The organism is Niallia sp. FSL W8-0954, assembly GCF_038005605.1.
Classification (GTDB): Bacteria; Bacillota; Bacilli; order Bacillales; family Cytobacillaceae; genus Niallia; species Niallia circulans_A.
In genome coordinates this window covers 4,670,359-4,690,186 of sequence record NZ_JBBOTN010000001.1, presented here as the reverse complement: position 1 = coordinate 4,690,186, position 19,828 = coordinate 4,670,359, and the positions used below count along the sequence as shown (strand labels likewise).

The following is a 19,828-nucleotide window of genomic DNA, read 5'->3' as shown; positions in this document are numbered from 1 at the left end:
GATAAAGAAAAGGAGGAATAAATAATGTGGAAATTGATACTAACAGGATTGCTAATGTCGTTTGTTTTTCTAACAGGATGTTCAGCTGAATCAACGGGATCTAAAGAAGATGGTAAGCTTACGATTGTTACTACAATTGCGCAAATTGCAGAGCCTATGTCGGTTATTGGCGGCGACAAAGTAGAGGTGCAAAGCTTAATGGGACCTGGAGTGGATCCACATTTGTATACAGCGACACAAGGAGATATCCAGAAAATGGATGGGGCGGATATCGTTTTTTATAGCGGGTTGCATCTAGAGGCCAACATGGTAAAGGTTTTTGCAGAAATCAGCAAAACAAAACCAGTTCTTGCGATCGGGGATGTTATTGCAGAGGAGAAGCTTTTGAAGGATGAAGAAGGAGCGATTGATCCCCATATTTGGTTTGATGTTGATTTGTGGAAAGAGGCACTTGATGCTGCAACGACCGAGTTAAAGAAAGCATCACCTGATAATAGTGACTATTTTGAACAAAATAAACAGGAATATTTTGCGAAATTAGATTCGTTAAAAGAAGAAGCAAAAACACAAATGGAATCATTGCCTGAAGATAAGCGGGTATTAGTTACAGCACATGATGCATTTGGTTATTTTGGAAGAATGCTAGATATAGAGGTTGTTGGTTTACAAGGTTTAAGTACGGAAGCTGAAATTGGGTTATCGGATATAGAGGATACTATTGCATTACTAGTAGAGCATCAAGTTCCAGCAGTTTTTGTTGAAAGCAGCATTAACCCAGCCTCCGTCAATGCGGTTGTGGAAGGAGCAAAAAAACAAGGGCTTGATATAGAACTTGGAGGAGAATTATTCTCTGATGCTATGGGCGATGCGAAATCGAAAGAAGGAACATATATCGGGATGTATGAACATAATGTTGCAACCATCTATCAAGCATTGAGCAGAGGAGTGGAATAAAGATGGAAACAATACTTACAGTGGAAAATGTGTCCGCTGCTTATCGAAAAAATGAAGTGTTATCTGATGTTAGTTTTCAAGTGGAGAAGGGAACTCTGACGAGTATCGTCGGACCAAATGGGGCTGGAAAATCCACTTTGTTAAAAGTAATATTAGAGCTTCACCATGCTATTAGTGGAGAGGTGAATTTTTTCGGTGAAACCTATCAAACAGCAAAATCGAGAATTGGGTATGTGCCCCAGCGTGGTTCGGTAGACTGGGACTTTCCAACAAATGCTCTCGATGTAGTTACAATGGGCTTATATGGGAAAATAGGGTTGCTCAAGTGGCCGAAGAAAGAGCATAAACAAAAGGCGATGGCAGCTTTAAAAGAAATGAAGATGGAAGACTATGCAGATCGTCAAATTAGTCAGTTATCAGGTGGCCAGCAGCAGCGCGTGTTTCTTGCGCGCGCGCTTGCGCAAGATGCTGATCTATACTTCTTAGATGAACCGCTTGCCGGAGTAGATGCGACAACGGAAAAGGCGATTATGGAAACCTTAAAGATGCTGAAGGAGCGAGGTAAAACAGTCATGGTCGTCCACCATGATTTGCAGACAGTTGAAGAATATTTTGACCATGTTCTCTTATTAAATAAAACGGTCATTGCCCATGGTCCTACAAGTGAGACTTTTACAAAAGAAAATATTAGGAAAGCGTATGGTGGTACATTGCACTGGATGGGAGAGAAGAGATAATGTTTAGTATTCTATCTTATAATGCGCAATCTGTATTATTCAGTACGTTCTTATTAGGAATGGCAGCAGGTGTTATTGGAAGCTTCGCTTATTGGAAGAGACAAAGTTTAATGAGTGATGCTCTTTCTCATGCTGCGTTACCAGGAGTGGTATTAGGGTTTATACTACTGGGAGAAAAAAATCTCTTTGTTATGATAATTGGAGCAGCGATTACCGCTTTATTAGGTGCATTTCTTATTCAGTGGATCAGAAGCTCCAGTCGTGTGAAAGAAGATGCAGCCATGGGAATTGTGTTATCTGTTTTCTTCGGCTTAGGGATTATGCTGTTATCATTTGCTAATCGAATGCCTGGCGGTAATCAGAGCGGGCTGGATAGTTTTATATTTGGGCAAGCGGCATCCATGGTATCAAGAGATGTCTGGACTATGATGATGGTGGCTATTATTGTACTTTTCTTAACAGTAATTCTTTTTAAAGAGTGGAAAATCTTTTTGTTCGACCCAAGCTTTGCAAAAGGAATAGGTATATCCATAACTGGGATGAATGCACTCTACATGGCAATTCTTGTTTTAGTTATTGTGGTTGGTATTCAAGCGGTCGGCGTCATATTAATGGCAGCCTTATTAATAATTCCAAGTGTAAGTGCTAGATATTGGACAGAATCCTTTAAAGTGATGGTGATTCTTTCCGCCTTGTTTGGAGGAGCCTCCGGAATGATGGGGACATTTTTAAGCACAATTGGAAAAGGATGGCCAACTGGTCCGTTTATCGTAGTAACCGCAGCTGCTATTTTCTTTATCTCCTTATTTTTAGGAAGTAAAAAAGGATTGGCTGTTGTCTTTTTTCAACAGAAAAGACAAAGGAAGGGCATGGAGTTAGTAAAAATGACGAGGGAGGTAGAACAATAATGAGCTATACTGGTTGGATATTGTTGACTGCCTCATTAGTAGGACTAAGTTGTGGTTTAATTGGCGTTTTGTTGATTTTAAGAAGAATGGCAATGATGGCTGATGCTATTAGTCATACCGTGTTATTGGGGATAGTGTGTGCTTATTTAATAACACGAGAATTAACAGGAATTCATATGTTAATTGGAGCGGTTATTGCTGGACTTGTTACTGCGGTTGTCATTCAGTGGCTGCATACACACGGAGTTCAGCAAGAAGCTTCGATTGGAATTGTCTTTACTACACTATTTGCGATAGGGGTCATTTTAATTGCAACAAAAGTAGGTAATGCTCATTTAGATGTGAAACATACGTTGATGGGGGAAATTACTTTCATTCCATGGGAAAGAGTAGAAGTTCCGATTTTAGGAAGGGTTCCAGAGGCAGTAGTATTACTAAGCGCCGTGCTATTTGTAGTTCTATTGGTCATTATAGCATTCTATAAAGAATGGAAAATTACTTCATTTGATCCAGCACTTGCAGCAAGTCTGGGCATTCCTGTTATCTTTATGCATTATTTATTTATGTCTTTAGTATCCTTAACAACAGTGGCTGCTTTTGATGCTGTCGGTGCCATTATGGTAGTAGCGATGCTTATTACTCCAGCGGCCGCCGCTTATTTATGGACAGATCGATTATCCTTTCTTTTTCTGTTAAGCAGTGGGTTTGGGATTCTAGCGGCGTTTATTGGCTATTATATGGCGGTATGGTTAGATACCTCTATTTCAGGGGCGATGGCTTTTTCTACAGGCATCATTTTTATGATAAGCTTCCTTTGCTCTCCTAAATATGGAGTATTAGCAAAAAGAATGACAAGAAGAAAACACAACGCGAGAACATACAAAATTAGTTAAGAGATTGTCTATGAAGTACGCTTTTAAAAGAGGGGTTAGAACCTTCTTTTAAAAGCGTACTAGTCAGACAGTCTTTTTTATGTGATCGTCAGCCTCATTAATCACTTCTTATACTCTCCCCTCTAAATTTTAAGCCGTAATCAAAAGAAAAAATTATGCGCTTCCAGTATTTTAATAATAAAAATTAATCAGAAAATTATAGATTTCAAAGCTGATATTATTGTATAATCGAAATATGAATTATACACAAATGTACAGTGTTTAAATTTTAAACAAAAGTGTTCAAAAGGGGAGCTTGATAATGGAAGTTGCATTGAGAAATATGTTTCAGTCATTAGCTAAGAATAAGTCCGCCAATAAACTAGCTCGCAAATATGGTTTACGCTTTGGAGCGAAACGATTCGTTTCTGGTGAAACGATAGCAGAAGCAATTTCAAAAGTCAGCGAATTAAACAAATCTGGTAGAGTGGTTACGCTTGATCATTTAGGAGAGTTTGTCTACACGAAAGAAGAAGCCGATGAATCAACGAGAATGTCTTTAAAAACACTAGATGAGATTCATGCATCTGGCGTTCACTCCCATTTATCAGTCAAAATGACATCACTGGGGTTGGATATTGATAAGGATTTATGCTTGAATAACATGCGGAAAATTGTTTCTAGAGCCAGCCAATACGGAAACTTTGTCCGCATTGATATGGAAGACTACGCTCATTGCCAAGTAACCATTGATATTTATGAAGAGCTCCGCAAGGAATATGATAATGTTGGTTTGGTCATTCAAGCCTATTTGTATCGAACAGAAGAAGATATGAAACGTTTGAATGAATTAAATGCAAATCTGCGTTTGGTAAAGGGAGCTTATAAAGAGCCACCGGATGTTGCCTTTCCAGAGAAAAAGGATGTAGACGAAAATTACAAAAAAATTATTGAAATGCATATGCTGAATGGAAACTACACAGCTGTTGCCAGCCATGATGAAAAAATAATCCAATTCACTAAAGAGCTTGCCGCAAATCAGGGGATTGCTAAAGACAAGTTTGAATTTCAAATGCTGTATGGAATATGTGAGGATTTGCAAAATAAGCTAGTGAAAGAAGGGTACAAAGTAAGAGTGTATGTGCCATACGGAAAAGATTGGTTCGGCTATTTTATGAGAAGATTGGCAGAAAGACCAGCAAACGTTTGGTTTATTTTGAAAAACTTATTTAAGTAAGTCGATTGAATCGAGCTCCCCTTTTTATATATTAAGTTTGCAAGACTTAGGATGAAAAAATATAAACAAAAAAGGAGAAATAAAGATGACGAATTTGACAAGTATCCCACCGTATAAAAATGAACCGTTTACCGATTTTACTCAAATCGAGAATCAGCATGCAATGGAAGCGGCTATTCAAAAAGTAAAAAGGGAATTAGGAAAAACATTCCCTCTTGTAATTGGCAAAGACAAAATAATGACAGAAGAAAAAACGGTATCGATTAATCCGGCGAATGTGGATGAAGTCATCGGAGAAGTAAGTAAAGGGAATAAAGAGTATGCGGAAAAGGCTATGCAGGAAGCCTTGCATACGTTTGAGACATGGAAGAAAGTAAAACCAGCTGAGCGTGCTGAATATTTGTTTAAAGCTGCACAATTAATGAGGGAAAGAAAACATGAGTTTTCCGCATACTTAATCTTAGAGTCAGGGAAGAACTGGGTTGAAGCAGATGCAGATACTGCGGAAGCAATTGACTTCCTTGAGTTTTACGGGAGAGAAATGATTCGTTTAAGTGAGACATCGATCCATCAACCGCTGTACCCGACAGCTGGTGAAGTAGATAGTAAGATTACCTATATTCCGCTTGGGGTTGGAATTGTTATTTCTCCATTTAACTTCCCGCTTGCTATTATGGCAGGGACAACAGTTGCTGGAGTCGTATCGGGGAATACTGTTATCTTAAAGCCGTCCGATAATACACCAGTTATTGCCGCTAAGTTTGTGGAATTAATGGAAGAAGTGGGTTTACCATCAGGTGTTATTAATTATCTTCCTGGCGATAGCTTGGAAGTAGGAGAATATTTAGTGGAGCATCCCAAAACAAGATTCATTTCCTTCACTGGATCTCGTGCTGTAGGCTGTCGTATCTATGAGCGTGCGTCTGTTGTACAGCCGGGCCAAATATGGTTAAAGCGAATTGTAGCCGAAATGGGTGGGAAAGATGGCATTGTAGTCGATGAAACAGCAGATCTTGATGCAGCAGCAGAAGCGATTGTGGCAGCGGCATTTGGTTTTCAAGGTCAAAAATGTTCTGCCGGATCTAGAGCAATGATTGTGGAATCTGTGTACGATAAAGTAGTAGAAAAGGTACTAACACGAACAAAAAATCTAGCTATTGGCCTACCAGAGACTAATGCAGCAGTAGGGCCAGTAATTGATGAAAAAGCATTAAACAAAATACTAGGCTATATTGAAATTGGAAAAAACGAAGGGAAACTAGCAATAGGCGGGTCGCGTGCAGAAGGAAATGGCTACTATATTGAACCAACCATTTTTATCGATGTTCCTGCAGATGCTCGCATTATGAAAGAGGAAATTTTTGGTCCAGTTCTTGCAATTTGTAAGGTACCTGATTGGAAAAAAGGTATTGAAGTATACAACGATACAGAATATGGCTTGACTGGCTCCTTTTTTTCTTCTCAAGAAGAACGAATTGAGTATGCATTAGAAAATCAGCATTGCGGCAATTTGTATATTAATAAGAAATGTACTGGTGCATTAGTAGGGGTGCATCCATTCGGGGGCTTTAATATGTCTGGAACGGACTCCAAAGCAGGAGGATTCGATTATCTGTTGCTTTTCACACAAGCGAAACTAAGCACAAAAAAAGTAGTGTAATCAGTGTAATTGCTAGCTGGCTTTTGGAAAAGTGCTAGCAAGCAGTGTTAAATCCATAGTCGAAAATAAATCAACTTTATCAAGCTGACTCTATTAGGAACACAAGAATATTACTAGAAGGAAGTAGTACCTTCTGCATTTTAATCATTCGAGTGTAGTCCTATTAGAGCCAGCTTTTTTCTATAGCATAAATCGCATCCATTTTCCCTTATTGGAAAAAACGGTTATTTAGTGATAAATTAACAATAATAAGGAAAGAAAGGATAAAGATATGTTTACAGATTCACAAATGAAGATTGAAACTTCATTTACCATCCTCTCAGACAACGAAAAAATTAGCACGCTAACAGAGGTGTTAGCAGATTATTCCTACGTTATTATTGAAAGTGAGCAGCTATTTACGATTGGAAATGAAGAGCAATACCTTTTAGCAGCTGTAAGGAATAATCAAACAATAAAAGATTGGCTAGAAGTAAGTAATATATTACCTTCAGAGGTAATTGCTGTACAGGATATAAAGAGAGAAAATCTAAGTTGGTTAAGACCAGTCATTATAAAGACACAAAATGAATTTCAAGGGATTGTAACTGCAACAGCAAGAATCCAAGCTTTACAAAAGGAAAATAAATATCTCGCTACTTATTTTGAAACACTTGCAGAGACAATGAATGATGCTGTAACAGCAGTAGATAGTGATGGAACCGTTTTTTACTGGAATAGTGTAGCAGAAGATACCTATCAAATTACAAAAGCAGCGATTATCGGCAAAAAAATTGGCGAGCATTTTGAAACAGATTCGATTCAATTGCATCGTATTTTAAAAGAAGGCAATCCGATTAGAGGAACGTATCATCGCCCAAATGAACATACACATGTGTTAATTAATGCTTCACCTGTTCTTGTAGATAATAAAATAATCGGTGGCATTTCAACAGAACATGATATTACGAAGCTAATACACCTAAATCAAGAATTAGATTCGACTACCTCTATATATGTACAAAAAGATGAGCCTTTTTCTTCTATTTTATCAAGCAGCAAAGAAGTGAAAAGAGCGGTTGAAATGGCACAAAAAATAGCCTCGGCTGAAATACCTGTTCTTATATCTGGAGAAACAGGTACCGGAAAAGAACAGCTAGCGCAAGCGATTCACTATGGGGGATCGAAAAGAAAGAATCAGTTTTTATCGTTAAATTGTTCCACTGTTCCAAAAGATTTGGTGGAGATGGAACTGTTTGGATATCAGAAAATGACTTTTAATGCAGGAGATCCAGAAGAAATAGAAGGAAAGATAGAACAGGCTGAGTCAGGGACACTCTTTATCGAAGAAGTAGATAAAATGCCTTTAGCCGTTCAGGAAAAACTTTTGCACTATATGACAGAGCGATCCTTTACTAGGGTTGGTGGGGAGCAGCAGAAAAAGCCAGCAACAAGACTTATTTTATCTTCTACCCAGCCTCTAGGAGAGTTAGTAAGAAAAGGGGAATTTAACGAAAAGCTTTATTACCAAATTAGCGTTGTCCATATTGAAATTCCTCCCCTCCGCAACCGAAAAGAAGATATACCGCATTTAGTTAATAGTTTTATAAAGATGTACAATGAAAAATATCAGAAAAACATAATAAAAATAAATGAACAAGCAATGCATATTGTATGTTCATACGATTGGCCAGGTAATATAAAAGAGTTGAAGAATGTGATAGAGCATAGTGTATTAGTATGTGAGGGGAATAGAGAATTAACGCTTGAACATATCCCGGCAGAAATTGTGGAAAAGTATAAGGTTTCTATTCGGGGTGAAAGAGGGAATAGGGAAGATAACGAAATGGAACGAATAGAAGAAGCGCTCAAAAAAACCTATGGAAATAAGAGTGCTGCAGCAACATTGCTAGGAATATCAAGAGGAACGCTATATAACAAAATAAAAGAATTTGGCCTTAAGTAAGAAATCTCGCATTTTTTCCTCCATCATTTCATAGTAATAGATTAAATACTAGATGGTGAGGGGATGAGGAAGATGCATATCATTCGACAAGCAGAAATAGGAGATTTAGAAAGAATTGCTGCTTTTTTAACAAATGCAGAAGTGACAGTAGAAGGGTTGCAAGAATGGCTGGACTACTTTTTGCTTATGGAAGCGGAAGCTGATCAAACTCTGATAGGCACAATTGGAATAGAACCTTTTGGGAAAACAGGATTACTGCGTTCGATGGTTCTTTCTAAAGGAAATGTGGAAGATATATTGTTTTTAATACAGCAAGCGTTAAAATTAGCGAAGGATAAAGACCTGGATGCTATCTATTGTAAGGTTCATAATCCGCATTCCATGCAATTATTTCGTTTATTAGGATTTCAAGCGATAGAAGAAGAAAACATTCCAGCAGCAATGAAAGAGTCGAATACTGTAAAAAACGTTTACACTGTTGATAAGTCACATTTTATGTATATTCCGATGAATATTGTGGATAAATAGCAAAAGTTATCCACTTTTCAGGGGTGTTTATTCACAATTTGTGGACAAGTCAGATTTTTATCCCCATTTAAGAAGAAACTTGTCCTTTTTCACAAATGGTGGTATTGTCGAAAAATGAGGAATAAGAAGCGATTTAGAGAAATTGATATTAGAATGGAAAAAGGTGGATTTGAATGAAGACAAATTATTGGTCAGTGGATAAAAATGTGGATAAAGAGGAAAGTTATTCACAAATAAAACAAGCTGCTGATCTTTTAAGAAAAAATGAGGTGGTTGCGTTTCCGACAGAAACGGTTTATGGCCTTGGGGGAAATGCAAAAGAAGATTCCGCCATTTCAAAAATATTTGCTGCTAAAGGAAGACCGTCTGACAATCCGCTTATCATCCATATTGCAAAACGAGAGCAATTAGATGAATTAGTTGAAAAGGTGCCGGAGACAGCGGAGAAATTAATGGATGCCTTCTGGCCGGGACCACTTACGATTATTTTCGAAAAGAAAAATGGGGTGTTATCGGAGTTGTCGACTGCTGGTCTTTCTACAGTAGGGATTCGAATGCCTAATCACCCTGTTGCATTACAGATTATTGAGCAATCAGCCCTGCCCATTGCAGCTCCAAGTGCTAACCGTTCTGGGAAACCGAGTCCTACGAAAGCAATTCATGTGAAAGAAGATTTAGATACATACATTGCCGGAATAGTGGATGGTGGTTCCACAGGAGTAGGTGTAGAGTCTACTGTTGTGGATTGTACGGATGAGAAAGTAATGATTCTCCGCCCAGGAGGCATTACAAAAGAACAACTAGAAAGTGTTGTTGGCGAAGTGAAAGTTGATCAGGCGCTGACTGATACGGAAATAAAACCAAAGTCACCTGGCATGAAATATACTCATTACGCTCCCAATGCGCCATTGTTTTTAGTCGATGGTTCTAAGGAGAAAATTCAATTACTAATAGAAGAAGAAAAACAAAAGGGACATAGAGTCGGTGTCTTAACTACAGAGGAAAATAAAGTATTCTATCAAGCTGATTTTATTTATGCTTGTGGTGAGCGACAGGATCTATCTACGGTAGCCGCTGATCTATATGATGGTTTGCGAAGCTTTGATCATCAGCAAGTGGATATTATTTTCGGAGAAATTTTTCCGACAGAGGGTGTTGGACAAGCTGTTATGAACAGACTGATGAAAGCTGCTTCCCACCAAGTAATAAAATAGTATTTAAATCAGAAGTTAGCTCTTAAATTATTTGCAGATTCTTACTTCTAAAAGAACTTGGACGTGCATAATCTCTAATGAGCAAGTCCAAGGGGGCCAAAAAATGTCTGCAGTCGTAGGAGAACTTTTTACACTTATTTTAATGGCATTTGCTTTAGGAATGGATGCATTTTCGGTTGGGCTAGGGATGGGGATGTTTCAATTAAGATTGAAGCAAATCGCAAAAATCGGTTTTATAATTGGGGTTTTTCATGTAATAATGCCTTTGCTGGGGATGATTACAGGGAAGTTTCTTTCGGAAAATTTTAGTGAAATAGCCGGATATATAGGTGGAGCACTTCTGGTTATATTAGGAATTCAAATGATTTGGACAGGATTTAAAGAAGTGGAGACAAGTCGCATTACGCCGGCTGGTCTCGGCTTGCTTCTATTTGCGGTTAGTGTTAGTTTGGACAGCTTCTCCGTTGGTTTAAGTCTAGGAATATATCAGGCAAGAACAGTAGTGGTTCTGCTTTGCTTTGGAATTAGTGCGATGGTGCTGACGTGGTTAGGCTTACTAATTGGAAGAAAAGTACAGGGTTGGTTAGGCTCCTATGGAGAAATGCTTGGAGGAGGAATCCTTCTTATTTTTGGAATCAAGCTGCTTATTAGTTTATAGTAGTTCTAGATACGGAGAAGTGGCTTTCATCTTTTGGTGAAAGCCATTTCGCGTTCGTTTGTTTAGAAAATATAGAGTGAAAAGACAATTTTTTAGGTAGTGTAAAATACTAACAATTAATAAATGCTAAAAATATACTAGTTTTAACCGATAATAAACGAGTATTTGCACCGTCTTCTTTGTAGGTTAAATAGAATTTTTAGGTAAAATGGTCTATAATAGAACCATATAAAGGAGGATAAATGATGATTCGCATATTGTTTGTTTGTACAGGTAACACGTGCAGAAGTCCAATGGCAGAAGCTATTTTAAAGCATAAATTTTCTGCTGATGTCGAAGTCAAATCCGCTGGAGTCTATGCGGTAGATGGTAGTGCTGCATCTTTGCAGGCGCAGGAGGTTCTTTCTGAAAAGGGAATCCAGCATAACCATTTTTCCACAATGGTCACAAAAGAGTTAATAGACTGGGCGAATTATATATTCACTATGACAAAAGGACATAAAAATATGCTTGTGTCAGCATATCCATCCTCCATTGAGAAAACGTTTACGATAAAAGAATATGCAGAGGATGACCTGAATGGGGATGTGAGTGATCCTTTTGGAGGGACTGTTTCGATGTATCGAGACACATATGAAGAATTAGAAATCTTGATAGATAAAATAATGGAAAAAATAACAAAAAGTGAGTGGTAAGGTGTTTCTTATTCATGAGGGGGAAAAAGAGTGGGAACAAATGGGCAGTATAAGTTTAGTTTACGAAAGAAATTGGCGCTATTTATTACGATTCTTGCGATTATTACGTATTCAACAAGTGCTTTTTTTATGTATATTCTCTATCCAGTCATTGAAAGCAAAATCGCCATTAGTTCCGTTATTTTTAATATTGTCACCTTAGTATTAGGTATATTTTGGTCTGGTTTTTTGGGCTTTTTGGCGGCGGGGTTTATTATTAAACCGTTAAAGCGATTGGAACAAAGTGCATTAAAAGCCGCACATGGAGATATAAGCCAAGATGCGGAAGTTTCAAAATCAGATGATGAAATTAAATCTTTAGGTTTAGCCTTTAATCATATGCTTTTTAATTTACGCGACATGGTTCAAAGTATTGAAAATAATTTTAACAAAACAAACGAAACAGTAAAACGGATTTCTGCTGAATCGGATAATGCACTGGAGCAAACATTAGCAATTTCTAATTCGGTTGGAGAAATTGCTGGGGGGGCTGAAATGTCTGCACAAAGTGTACAAGCATCAGCAGAGTCTGTGGAAGAATCAATGAATATCGCTCTTAGTGTGGAAGAAAAAGCGAATATGTCCAAATCTATTTCCGGACAAATGTCTGAAAAGTTAATGGAGACAAATAAAGTAGTTCGTTCCTTGGTGGATGGGATGATGGAGTTGGCAGTAGAAAATACGCATTCCTTAAAGTCTGTGCAAAATTTAGAAATTCACTCTAAAGAAATTGAAGAAGTGTTAAAGCTTGTTGGAGAAATTGCCTCACAGACGAATTTATTAGCATTAAATGCTTCTATTGAAGCTGCACGAGCTGGAGAACATGGTGCTGGCTTTAGCGTGGTTGCTGAAGAAGTAAGAAGACTTGCTGATGAGAGTGGTAAAGCAGTAGAAGGAATTGCGGAGATTATCCGTAATATGCAGACAGAAGTTAAAAATGTCGTCACGCAAATTACAAACCAAGTCGAGAATGCTCAAGAAAAAGCGGAAACAGGGAAGAAAACGAATTTAATTTTCAATGAAATGAATGAAACTACAAATAAAATGATAGATGCAACAGCTGATATAACCGAATTGATTCATAAGCAAAAACAGCAAATTTATGAAACAACTCAGCAATCGCAAGAAGTTGCAGCGATTGCGGAAGAAACGGCTGCCGGAGCACAACAGGTAACGAATATTGCGGATAATCAAACGGCACTTATTCGCAAGGTGGATGGATTAGCATTGGAATTACAAGCGCATGCAGAAGAATTGCAGCAAACCATTTGTCGTTTTCAAATTAAAGAATAGTATACTTGTACTCCCTATATCTTTGTGCAATGATGGTTATAGTATAAGAAATGTAGGTAACTTGAAGAGGGGTGTTTGAATTGAATGAGGAAACACTTAAGCTAAAGGAGCAGTTACAAACGATTCTAACGGAATATCAAGAACAGGCACAGCTGAAAGAACAGCAATTATTTGTGATTGGCTGCAGTACAAGTGAAGTTATCGGCCAAAAGATTGGTACCGCGGGAACGGTAGATGTCGCTTCCTTAATTTTTGAAGAATGCCAAAAATTTCAGCAGCAAGCAGGGATTTCGCTTGCTTTTCAATGCTGTGAACATTTAAACCGAGCTTTAGTAGTCGAAAGAAAAGTAATGTTAGCAAGGAACTTACCGGAAGTTTCTGTTGTACCGGTGCGTCATGCCGGTGGAGCTATGGCCACTTTTGCTTTTCAGCAGATGGAAGATCCGGTGGTCGTAGAGTTTATTCAGGCAGATGGCGGAATCGATATTGGCGACACCTTTATTGGTATGCACTTAAAGCATGTTGCTGTACCAATCAGAACCTCGCTGAAGGAACTAGGAAATGCTCATGTCACACTGGCGAAATCCCGTCCTAAATTAATTGGTGGTCCAAGAGCTGTATATGAGAACACAAAAGAAAATCTTTCTTGTTAATGAAAAACCAATGAAATTCCTGCATGCTTTTTAGGGATTTTGTTGGTTTCTTGTTTTTATGCACTGGCGTTGAAATTAAGAAGAGAGAGAAAAAAGATAATAGAGACTCCGACACCTCCGCTCACCTATATCCTATTCCCCTGAGTACTATCGCTAAATAATAATTTTTTGCTAAGAAAACCACCCAATGATAATAAAAAAATTAATATTTTAACACAGGTTCATTTTATTGAAATAGTAGAAAAATAATTTTTTTTGTATCTTTTAAAAAAAATAACGAAAATACTTTAAAAAAACCGAACGAAAAGTGTATAAATCATTTGATAATTCGTAAATTTGCTCTTTCCTTTTAAAATATATACATGATAGAATAGAGGCAGATTTACGGTGGAAAAGAGAGAATAGTCGGGAGGAAATACATATGAAGCATTTAGCGGAGCAAGATGAACTGGTTTTTAAAGCAATACAACAAGAATTAGGACGCCAAAGAGCGAAGATTGAATTGATTGCATCAGAAAACTTTGTTAGTGAAGCGGTAATGGAAGCGCAAGGATCTGTATTAACTAATAAATATGCAGAAGGTTATCCTGCTAAACGTTATTATGGTGGATGTGAATATGTAGATATTGTCGAGGATATTGCTCGTGATCGTGCGAAGGAAATCTTCGGTGCGGAACATGTAAACGTACAACCGCATTCAGGTGCGCAAGCAAATATGGCTGTTTATTTTACCATTTTAGAGCATGGAGATACTGTGTTAGGAATGAATTTGTCACACGGTGGGCATTTAACACACGGTAGCCCTGTTAATTTTAGTGGTGTTCAATATAATTTCGTGGAGTATGGTGTGGATAAAGAAACACATTATATTAACTACGAAGATGTTCGTGAAAAAGCGTTGGCTCATAAACCAAAATTAATCGTAGCTGGAGCAAGTGCATATCCACGTGAAATCGATTTTGCGAAATTCCGTGAAATTGCTGATGAGGTTGGAGCATACTTAATGGTGGATATGGCTCATATAGCTGGTTTGGTTGCTGCAGGCTTACATCAAAATCCAGTTCCTTATGCTGATTTTGTTACTACTACAACACATAAAACTTTACGTGGGCCACGTGGAGGAATGATTCTATGCAAAGAGGAATATGCGAAGAAGATTGATAAATCTATTTTTCCAGGAATTCAAGGTGGTCCGTTGATGCATGTAATTGCAGCAAAGGCTGTTGCCTTCGGGGAAGCATTGCAAGCTGATTTTAAAGATTATGCAGAGAATATTATTGCAAATGCAAAGAGGTTAGCAAGTGGTCTGCAAAAAGAAGGATTAAACTTAGTGTCGAACGGTACGGATAATCATTTATTATTAGTTGACCTTCAATCATTGGGTTTATCTGGAAAAGTGGCAGAGCATGTATTGGATGAAGTGGGGATTACTGTAAATAAAAACACAATTCCTTATGATCCAGCAAGTCCTTTTGTGACAAGTGGAATCCGCATTGGAACAGCAGCGGTAACATCTCGTGGCTTTAGTTTAGAGGACATGGATGAAATAGCATCTATTATTGGGTTTACACTTAAAAACCATGAAGACGCTGAGAAGTTAGCAGAAGCTGCCAAAAGAGTAACAGCATTAACAAGTAAATTTGAATTGTACAAGGAACTATAAGAGGAAGAGAACAATCGATAAGACGCATAGCGGCTTATTGACTGTTCTCTTTTTTTAAGACGATTTTTTTCTAGGTTTTCGGAAAAACTATCATAGAAAATTCAAATTTAGAAAAGAATTTCAGTTGATTCAGAAATACTTTTTCTGTAGAATAAATAGAAGTGTGTTAACGAAGTATCCTGTCGAAAAAAGCGGATATTTATACTAATGAAGGAACGGAGTGAATAGTTGTGGCAAAAGTATATGTATTTGATCACCCATTAATTCAGCATAAACTTACATACATCAGAGAAAAACAAACAGGTACGAAGGAATTTAGGGAGTTAGTAGACGAAGTGGCTACTTTAATGGCTTTTGAAATTACTCGTGATATGCCATTAGAAGAAATTGAAATTGATACACCGGTCGCAAGAACAAAATCAAAAGTTCTTTCAGGTAAAAAACTGGGTATCGTTCCTATCCTGCGTGCTGGTATCGGAATGGTGGATGGGGTTCTAAAATTAATCCCTGCTGCGAAAGTTGGACATATTGGATTATATCGTGATCCTAAAACATTAAAGCCAGTGGAATACTATGTTAAGTTACCTTCGGATGTCGAAGAAAGAGATTTTATTGTTGTAGACCCAATGCTTGCTACTGGTGGTTCTGCAATTGAAGCAATTCACTCTTTAAAAAATAGAGGCGGAAAAAATATTAAATTTATGTGCTTAATCGCAGCTCCTGAAGGGGTAGAGGCATTAAAAGAGGCACACCCAGATGTAGATATCTACATTGCGGCACTAGATGAAAAATTAAATGAAAAAGGTTATATTATACCAGGTCTAGGAGACGCTGGAGACCGATTATTTGGTACAAAATAATACCGTTGGAAGAAATGCTCAGAGCAACATAGCTCTGGGTATTTTTTTATTCTGCTCATCTAAAAAAGTCTTCTTAGGAAAAGAATCTTTATAAATTTGAGAGTCTTTTGCTTTCCTCAATAGTTGAATATTCATTTGTGATAAATGTCACATCTGGATTGCGATGTGTATTTTTGCCAATACATAAAAACACAACTTGCGGTCAAAATAAAAAGCATAAAGATTTGCAGGGGGCGGTAATAATGCTACAAAAAACACTCGGAATTCTCCTCTTTATACCACTATTACTATCACATTTAACAATGGCAGCATCTTTAAAAACTCCAAATCTTCCCTCGCAAAATTCCAATGAAGTTCAAATTGCTATTGTGCATACAAAGAAGAATTATGCCGAACAAGAAATCGATCGGCTGCTTAGCCGATATCCTGATTTAAAAAGAAGATATATTTTTACAGAGGTATTCAGTGGTTTTTCTGTGGAAGGACCGGTATATGAACTTGAAAAATTAAAACAAAGCGAAAGCGTGAACCAAGTCTCAAAGGTTCAGACTTATATGGCAGAAGCAGAAGACCCAGTTGAAATAATAGGAGCAGATGAAATTAGGAATTACTTAGGCAAGTCATTAGATCATATTAGTGGCAAAGGAATAAAAATAGGGGTCATCGATACAGGGATAGATTATCAACATCCTGATTTAGCCAAAAATTATCGGGGTGGCTATGATTTCGTGGATAAGGACAAGGACCCGATGGAAACAAAAGGGTTAGGGAATAAAGATACTTTTCATGGAACTCATGTTGCTGGAATTATTGCAGCAAACGGAAAAATCAAAGGAGTTGCTCCGAACGCAACAATTTATGCCTATAGAGCATTAGGTCCAGGTGGTTCTGGAACAACAGAACAAATATTAGCAGCAATCGATAGAGCTGTCAGAGATAAAGTTGATATTATCAATTTATCATTAGGCAGTGATGTGAACGGCCCAGATTTGCCAATTAGTCTGGCTTTAAATGAAGTCGTTAAGAAGGGGATAATTGCGGTTGCAGCAGCTGGAAACGCTGGCCCGGCCGAATGGACAGTTGGCTCTCCAGGAACAGCAGCTAAAGCCATTTCCGTTGGCGCTACCACGCCAAATATCCATACTCCTTTTTTCACCATAAATGATAAGAAAATTGCCTTAACAAATATGGAGAACAGTAAAGAATGGAAGGGGATGGCATCTATTCCATTAGCAAGCGGTGGAATAGGAAAGAAGCAGCAGTTAACGAATGCAAAAGGAAAGTTAGTATTAATAGAAAGAGGAGAATTGACATTTACTGAAAAAGTGCAGAATGCCTATGAGGCTGGGGCGGTCGGGGTATTAATATTTAATAACTTGCCCGGAGCATTTCAAGGAATGCTAGAAAAAGAAGTCCCTATACCAGTAGCAGGAATTACAAAGGAGGAAGGAGAATTTATAAAGAAGACTATTCAAAAAAAGAAAATATATGTAACCATCGAAAAAAAGTGGGAAAAGGATATACTGGCAGATTTTAGCTCGCGTGGACCTGTTACAAGTACATGGGAAATTAAACCAGATGTTCTCGCGCCTGGAGTTGTGATAAATAGCACAGTTCCAGATGGATATATGGCTTTACAGGGAACAAGTATGGCAGCTCCGTTTGTTGCTGGAGCCTGTGCGTTATTGTTGGAAGTGCATCCTGACTGGGGTCCGGAAGAAGTAAAAGCGGCTTTAATGAATACCGCAAAGTCAGTCAAAAATAGACAAAATGTGACATATAAAGTGTATGAGCAGGGAGCGGGTCGAATTCAAGTTGACCAAGCCGTAGATGCCAATATTTTAATTATGCCAGGTAGTATTCGTTTCGGAAAATATAAATTAGTAAAAGAAAAGAATCAATATAAAGCGTATATCACTATTAAAAATGCAGGGAAAAGAAAGGAAAAAATATCTTTTGATTTTCCCAAAGGAAAGCGCGGGATTAGCTGGAAACTTCCTCTTTCTTTTACAATAAAACCAGGAGAAAAGAAAAATATTCCAATAATAATGAATATCGATGATAACCTTTTCAATAGGAAACTGCAAGATGGTATAATTAGAGTGAGGGCAGGCGGAAAATTAATTGAATTACCCTATTTATATGTATTGGAAGAACCAGATTATCCAAGAATTATGGGATTCGATTTTCACAAGAAAAATGGAGAAAGCTGTTATGAATATGAGACCTATTTGCCGACTGGTGCTGAAGAATTTGGAATTGCTCTTTTTAGAGAAGATACATTACAATTTGTCCGGTTTCTAGATTGGAAAAAAGAAGTAAAAAGAGGTCGGTTAAAAGGTGAATTTGCCCTAACAAAAGTAGAAGAAGCAGGGACATATCGAATGAAAATATTTGCCAAAAAAGCTGGGAAGGAGGACATGCTTGAAAAAATTCTAAAAATAAAATAAGCTATAAGAAAGAGATTGTTAAATGGTGAGCAATGAATTTTTTTTTTGTATTTAAATGCATTGACATTGACAATACCCTATTGTATGCTTACAAGGGGTATGAATAGGTTTTCACCCGCGGAGTATCAAGATTTTAACACTAGTATAGTGTTAATAGAGTTAAGGGGCAAGCGATATAATCGCTTCGTTTATCGGTTGAAAAGGAAAGATAAACATATGGTATAATGCCCGAAATGATACAAAAGGAATGTGCTTTTTCTCTGCTTCGCTTTATTTTCGCGGGTTTAGAGTGATGCCCTGAAAATAAGGAGGATAGAGAATTGGAACAATTGTTTGAGATTTATATGAGGGTTAAGAAATACCTTTATTTCTTTTTATCATTTTGTGCATTTGCTTGGGCGCTCACCCCCTATCAATCTGTTTTTCTTGGTCTATTCGTCGGGACAAGTGCCAGTGTATTCAATCTCACCTTACTGGTTAGAAGAGCAAAGGTCTTTGATAAAGCCATTGAAGAACAAGGAAAGGTTTATGGCTTAGGAACCATTTCCCGAATGGCTACAGCAGTAATAGTTTGCTTAATTGCCGTAGAATATCCACAAAAAGTTCACTTAATAAGTGTTGTAATTGGATTGATGACAGCTTATATTGTCATTATGGCAGATTATTTAGTGCGTTATTTTATTTTACATAAGAATGGTGAGAAAAGAGGTGAGTAATATTGCATCATGAAGCACCTACCAAAGTGTTTTTAGGATTAACTTTTAACCTATCTAATGTTTTGATGATTGTTGTATCAAGTTTAATTGTTTTTTTAATTGCGTTTTTTCTCACTCGGAATCTTCAAATGAAGCCGACCGGCAGACAAAATTTGATGGAGTGGATTATGGACTTTGTCCGTAATATTATTAAAAATAACATGGATTGGAAAGACGGAGGAAGGTTTCATGTTTTAGGAATCACTCTTCTAATGTATATCTTTATTTCCAATATGTTAGGTTTACCTTTTGCTATTACAGTCGACCATCAGCTTTGGTGGAAATCGCCAACTGCAGACCCTGGTGTAACGTTAACGCTGGCAATTATGGTAGTCGGTTTAACTCATTACTACGGTGTCAAAATGCGTGGTACAAAAGGGTACTTTAAAGAGTTTGTCCAACCAGTAGGATTTTTATTACCATTGAAAATAGTAGAGGAATTTTCAAACACACTCACACTGGGTCTTCGTTTATACGGAAACATTTATGCAGGTGAGGTACTACTAAACTTACTAGTAAATGGTTTAGCGAAAGCCAATTATATTGGAACAGTAGCGGCCTTCCCATTAACAATGGTATGGCAGGGATTCTCCATTTTTATCGGAAGTATCCAAGCATTTATTTTCACTTTATTAACAATGGTTTATATGGCTCATAAAGTAAGTCAAGACCATTAATATATATACCCAGTTCAGAATATGGACAAA

Annotated in this window: 18 protein-coding genes; all 18 read left to right on the top strand. The window is 37.5% G+C overall.

Annotation, left to right across the window (positions count from 1 at the left end):
- The first annotated feature begins 24 nt into the window (after positions 1–24).
- The 18 genes from NX902_RS22880 to atpB all read left to right on the top strand — a co-directional run bounded on the left by NX902_RS22880 (position 25) and on the right by atpB (position 19,798).
- Positions 25–954: a metal ABC transporter solute-binding protein, Zn/Mn family gene (locus tag NX902_RS22880; protein ID WP_095329569.1), complete on the top strand. Its 930-nt coding sequence runs from the start codon at positions 25–27 to the stop codon at positions 952–954.
- A gap of 2 nt (positions 955–956) precedes the next feature.
- A complete protein-coding gene (locus NX902_RS22875; RefSeq protein WP_095329570.1) occupies positions 957–1,691 on the top strand; it encodes a metal ABC transporter ATP-binding protein in 735 nt (244 codons plus the stop codon).
- Positions 1,691–2,599 (top strand): metal ABC transporter permease, encoded by a 909-nt coding sequence (locus NX902_RS22870; RefSeq protein WP_095329571.1) that lies wholly within the window; start codon positions 1,691–1,693, stop codon positions 2,597–2,599. The genes NX902_RS22875 and NX902_RS22870 overlap by 1 nt, the downstream gene beginning before the upstream one ends.
- Positions 2,599–3,492, top strand: a complete 894-nt coding sequence (locus NX902_RS22865; RefSeq protein ID WP_095329572.1) for a metal ABC transporter permease — start codon at positions 2,599–2,601, stop codon at positions 3,490–3,492. The genes NX902_RS22870 and NX902_RS22865 overlap by 1 nt, the downstream gene beginning before the upstream one ends.
- Before the next feature lie 301 nt (positions 3,493–3,793).
- Positions 3,794–4,708 carry a proline dehydrogenase family protein gene (locus tag NX902_RS22860; RefSeq protein ID WP_171510169.1) on the top strand — a complete coding sequence of 305 codons (915 nt, stop codon included), beginning with the start codon at positions 3,794–3,796 and terminating at the stop codon, positions 4,706–4,708.
- 85 nt (positions 4,709–4,793) lie between these two features.
- Positions 4,794–6,368, top strand: coding sequence for an L-glutamate gamma-semialdehyde dehydrogenase (pruA, locus tag NX902_RS22855; RefSeq protein ID WP_341161030.1), 1,575 nt, complete (start codon positions 4,794–4,796; stop codon positions 6,366–6,368).
- A 289-nt stretch (positions 6,369–6,657) separates the two neighbouring features.
- Positions 6,658–8,313, top strand: coding sequence for a sigma-54 interaction domain-containing protein (locus NX902_RS22850; protein WP_341123406.1), 1,656 nt, complete (start codon positions 6,658–6,660; stop codon positions 8,311–8,313).
- 72 nt (positions 8,314–8,385) lie between these two features.
- Positions 8,386–8,841, top strand: coding sequence for a GNAT family N-acetyltransferase (locus tag NX902_RS22845; protein WP_095329576.1), 456 nt, complete (start codon positions 8,386–8,388; stop codon positions 8,839–8,841).
- 173 nt (positions 8,842–9,014) lie between these two features.
- Complete coding sequence (locus tag NX902_RS22840; protein ID WP_095329577.1) at positions 9,015–10,055, top strand: L-threonylcarbamoyladenylate synthase; 1,041 nt, start codon at positions 9,015–9,017, stop codon at positions 10,053–10,055.
- Between the two features lie 103 nt (positions 10,056–10,158).
- The gene (locus NX902_RS22835; RefSeq protein ID WP_095329578.1) at positions 10,159–10,713 is read left to right on the top strand and encodes a manganese efflux pump MntP; all 555 of its coding nucleotides are present in this window, start codon (positions 10,159–10,161) and stop codon (positions 10,711–10,713) included.
- A gap of 245 nt (positions 10,714–10,958) precedes the next feature.
- Entirely contained in the window at positions 10,959–11,408 is a 450-nt protein-coding gene (locus NX902_RS22830; RefSeq protein WP_095329579.1) for a low molecular weight protein arginine phosphatase, read from the top strand.
- A gap of 30 nt (positions 11,409–11,438) precedes the next feature.
- Positions 11,439–12,740 carry a methyl-accepting chemotaxis protein gene (locus NX902_RS22825; protein WP_171510165.1) on the top strand — a complete coding sequence of 434 codons (1,302 nt, stop codon included), beginning with the start codon at positions 11,439–11,441 and terminating at the stop codon, positions 12,738–12,740.
- 80 nt (positions 12,741–12,820) lie between these two features.
- Complete coding sequence (locus NX902_RS22820; protein WP_095329581.1) at positions 12,821–13,393, top strand: TIGR01440 family protein; 573 nt, start codon at positions 12,821–12,823, stop codon at positions 13,391–13,393.
- Positions 13,394–13,814: 421 nt separating this feature from the next.
- Entirely contained in the window at positions 13,815–15,056 is a 1,242-nt protein-coding gene (gene glyA, locus NX902_RS22815) for a serine hydroxymethyltransferase (RefSeq protein WP_095329582.1), read from the top strand.
- 230 nt (positions 15,057–15,286) lie between these two features.
- Entirely contained in the window at positions 15,287–15,916 is a 630-nt protein-coding gene (gene upp / locus NX902_RS22810) for a uracil phosphoribosyltransferase (protein ID WP_095329583.1), read from the top strand.
- A 242-nt stretch (positions 15,917–16,158) separates the two neighbouring features.
- Positions 16,159–18,366 (top strand): S8 family serine peptidase, encoded by a 2,208-nt coding sequence (locus NX902_RS22805; protein WP_235850239.1) that lies wholly within the window; start codon positions 16,159–16,161, stop codon positions 18,364–18,366.
- 320 nt (positions 18,367–18,686) lie between these two features.
- On the top strand, positions 18,687–19,082 hold the full coding sequence (locus NX902_RS22800; protein WP_095329584.1) for an ATP synthase subunit I: 396 nt from the start codon (positions 18,687–18,689) through the stop codon (positions 19,080–19,082).
- 2 nt (positions 19,083–19,084) lie between these two features.
- Positions 19,085–19,798 (top strand): F0F1 ATP synthase subunit A, encoded by a 714-nt coding sequence (atpB, locus tag NX902_RS22795; protein ID WP_163187495.1) that lies wholly within the window; start codon positions 19,085–19,087, stop codon positions 19,796–19,798.
- Positions 19,799–19,828 lie beyond the last annotated feature (30 nt).

Bases quoted from the DNA above. Each gene is read 5' to 3' on its own strand.
- NX902_RS22845 (WP_095329576.1), top strand. From the start codon at position 8,386: ATGCATATCATTCGACAAGCAGAAATAGGAGATTTAGAAAGAATTGCT.
- NX902_RS22865 (WP_095329572.1), top strand. From the start codon at position 2,599: ATGAGCTATACTGGTTGGATATTGTTGACTGCCTCATTAGTAGGACTA.
- NX902_RS22840 (WP_095329577.1), top strand. From the start codon at position 9,015: ATGAAGACAAATTATTGGTCAGTGGATAAAAATGTGGATAAAGAGGAA.
- glyA (WP_095329582.1), top strand. From the start codon at position 13,815: ATGAAGCATTTAGCGGAGCAAGATGAACTGGTTTTTAAAGCAATACAA.
- NX902_RS22860 (WP_171510169.1), top strand. From the start codon at position 3,794: ATGGAAGTTGCATTGAGAAATATGTTTCAGTCATTAGCTAAGAATAAG.
- NX902_RS22830 (WP_095329579.1), top strand. From the start codon at position 10,959: ATGATTCGCATATTGTTTGTTTGTACAGGTAACACGTGCAGAAGTCCA.
- NX902_RS22875 (WP_095329570.1), top strand. From the start codon at position 957: ATGGAAACAATACTTACAGTGGAAAATGTGTCCGCTGCTTATCGAAAA.
- NX902_RS22870 (WP_095329571.1), top strand. From the start codon at position 1,691: ATGTTTAGTATTCTATCTTATAATGCGCAATCTGTATTATTCAGTACG.
- NX902_RS22850 (WP_341123406.1), top strand. From the start codon at position 6,658: ATGAAGATTGAAACTTCATTTACCATCCTCTCAGACAACGAAAAAATT.
- NX902_RS22805 (WP_235850239.1), top strand. From the start codon at position 16,159: ATGCTACAAAAAACACTCGGAATTCTCCTCTTTATACCACTATTACTA.
- NX902_RS22835 (WP_095329578.1), top strand. From the start codon at position 10,159: ATGTCTGCAGTCGTAGGAGAACTTTTTACACTTATTTTAATGGCATTT.
- pruA (WP_341161030.1), top strand. From the start codon at position 4,794: ATGACGAATTTGACAAGTATCCCACCGTATAAAAATGAACCGTTTACC.
- NX902_RS22880 (WP_095329569.1), top strand. From the start codon at position 25: ATGTGGAAATTGATACTAACAGGATTGCTAATGTCGTTTGTTTTTCTA.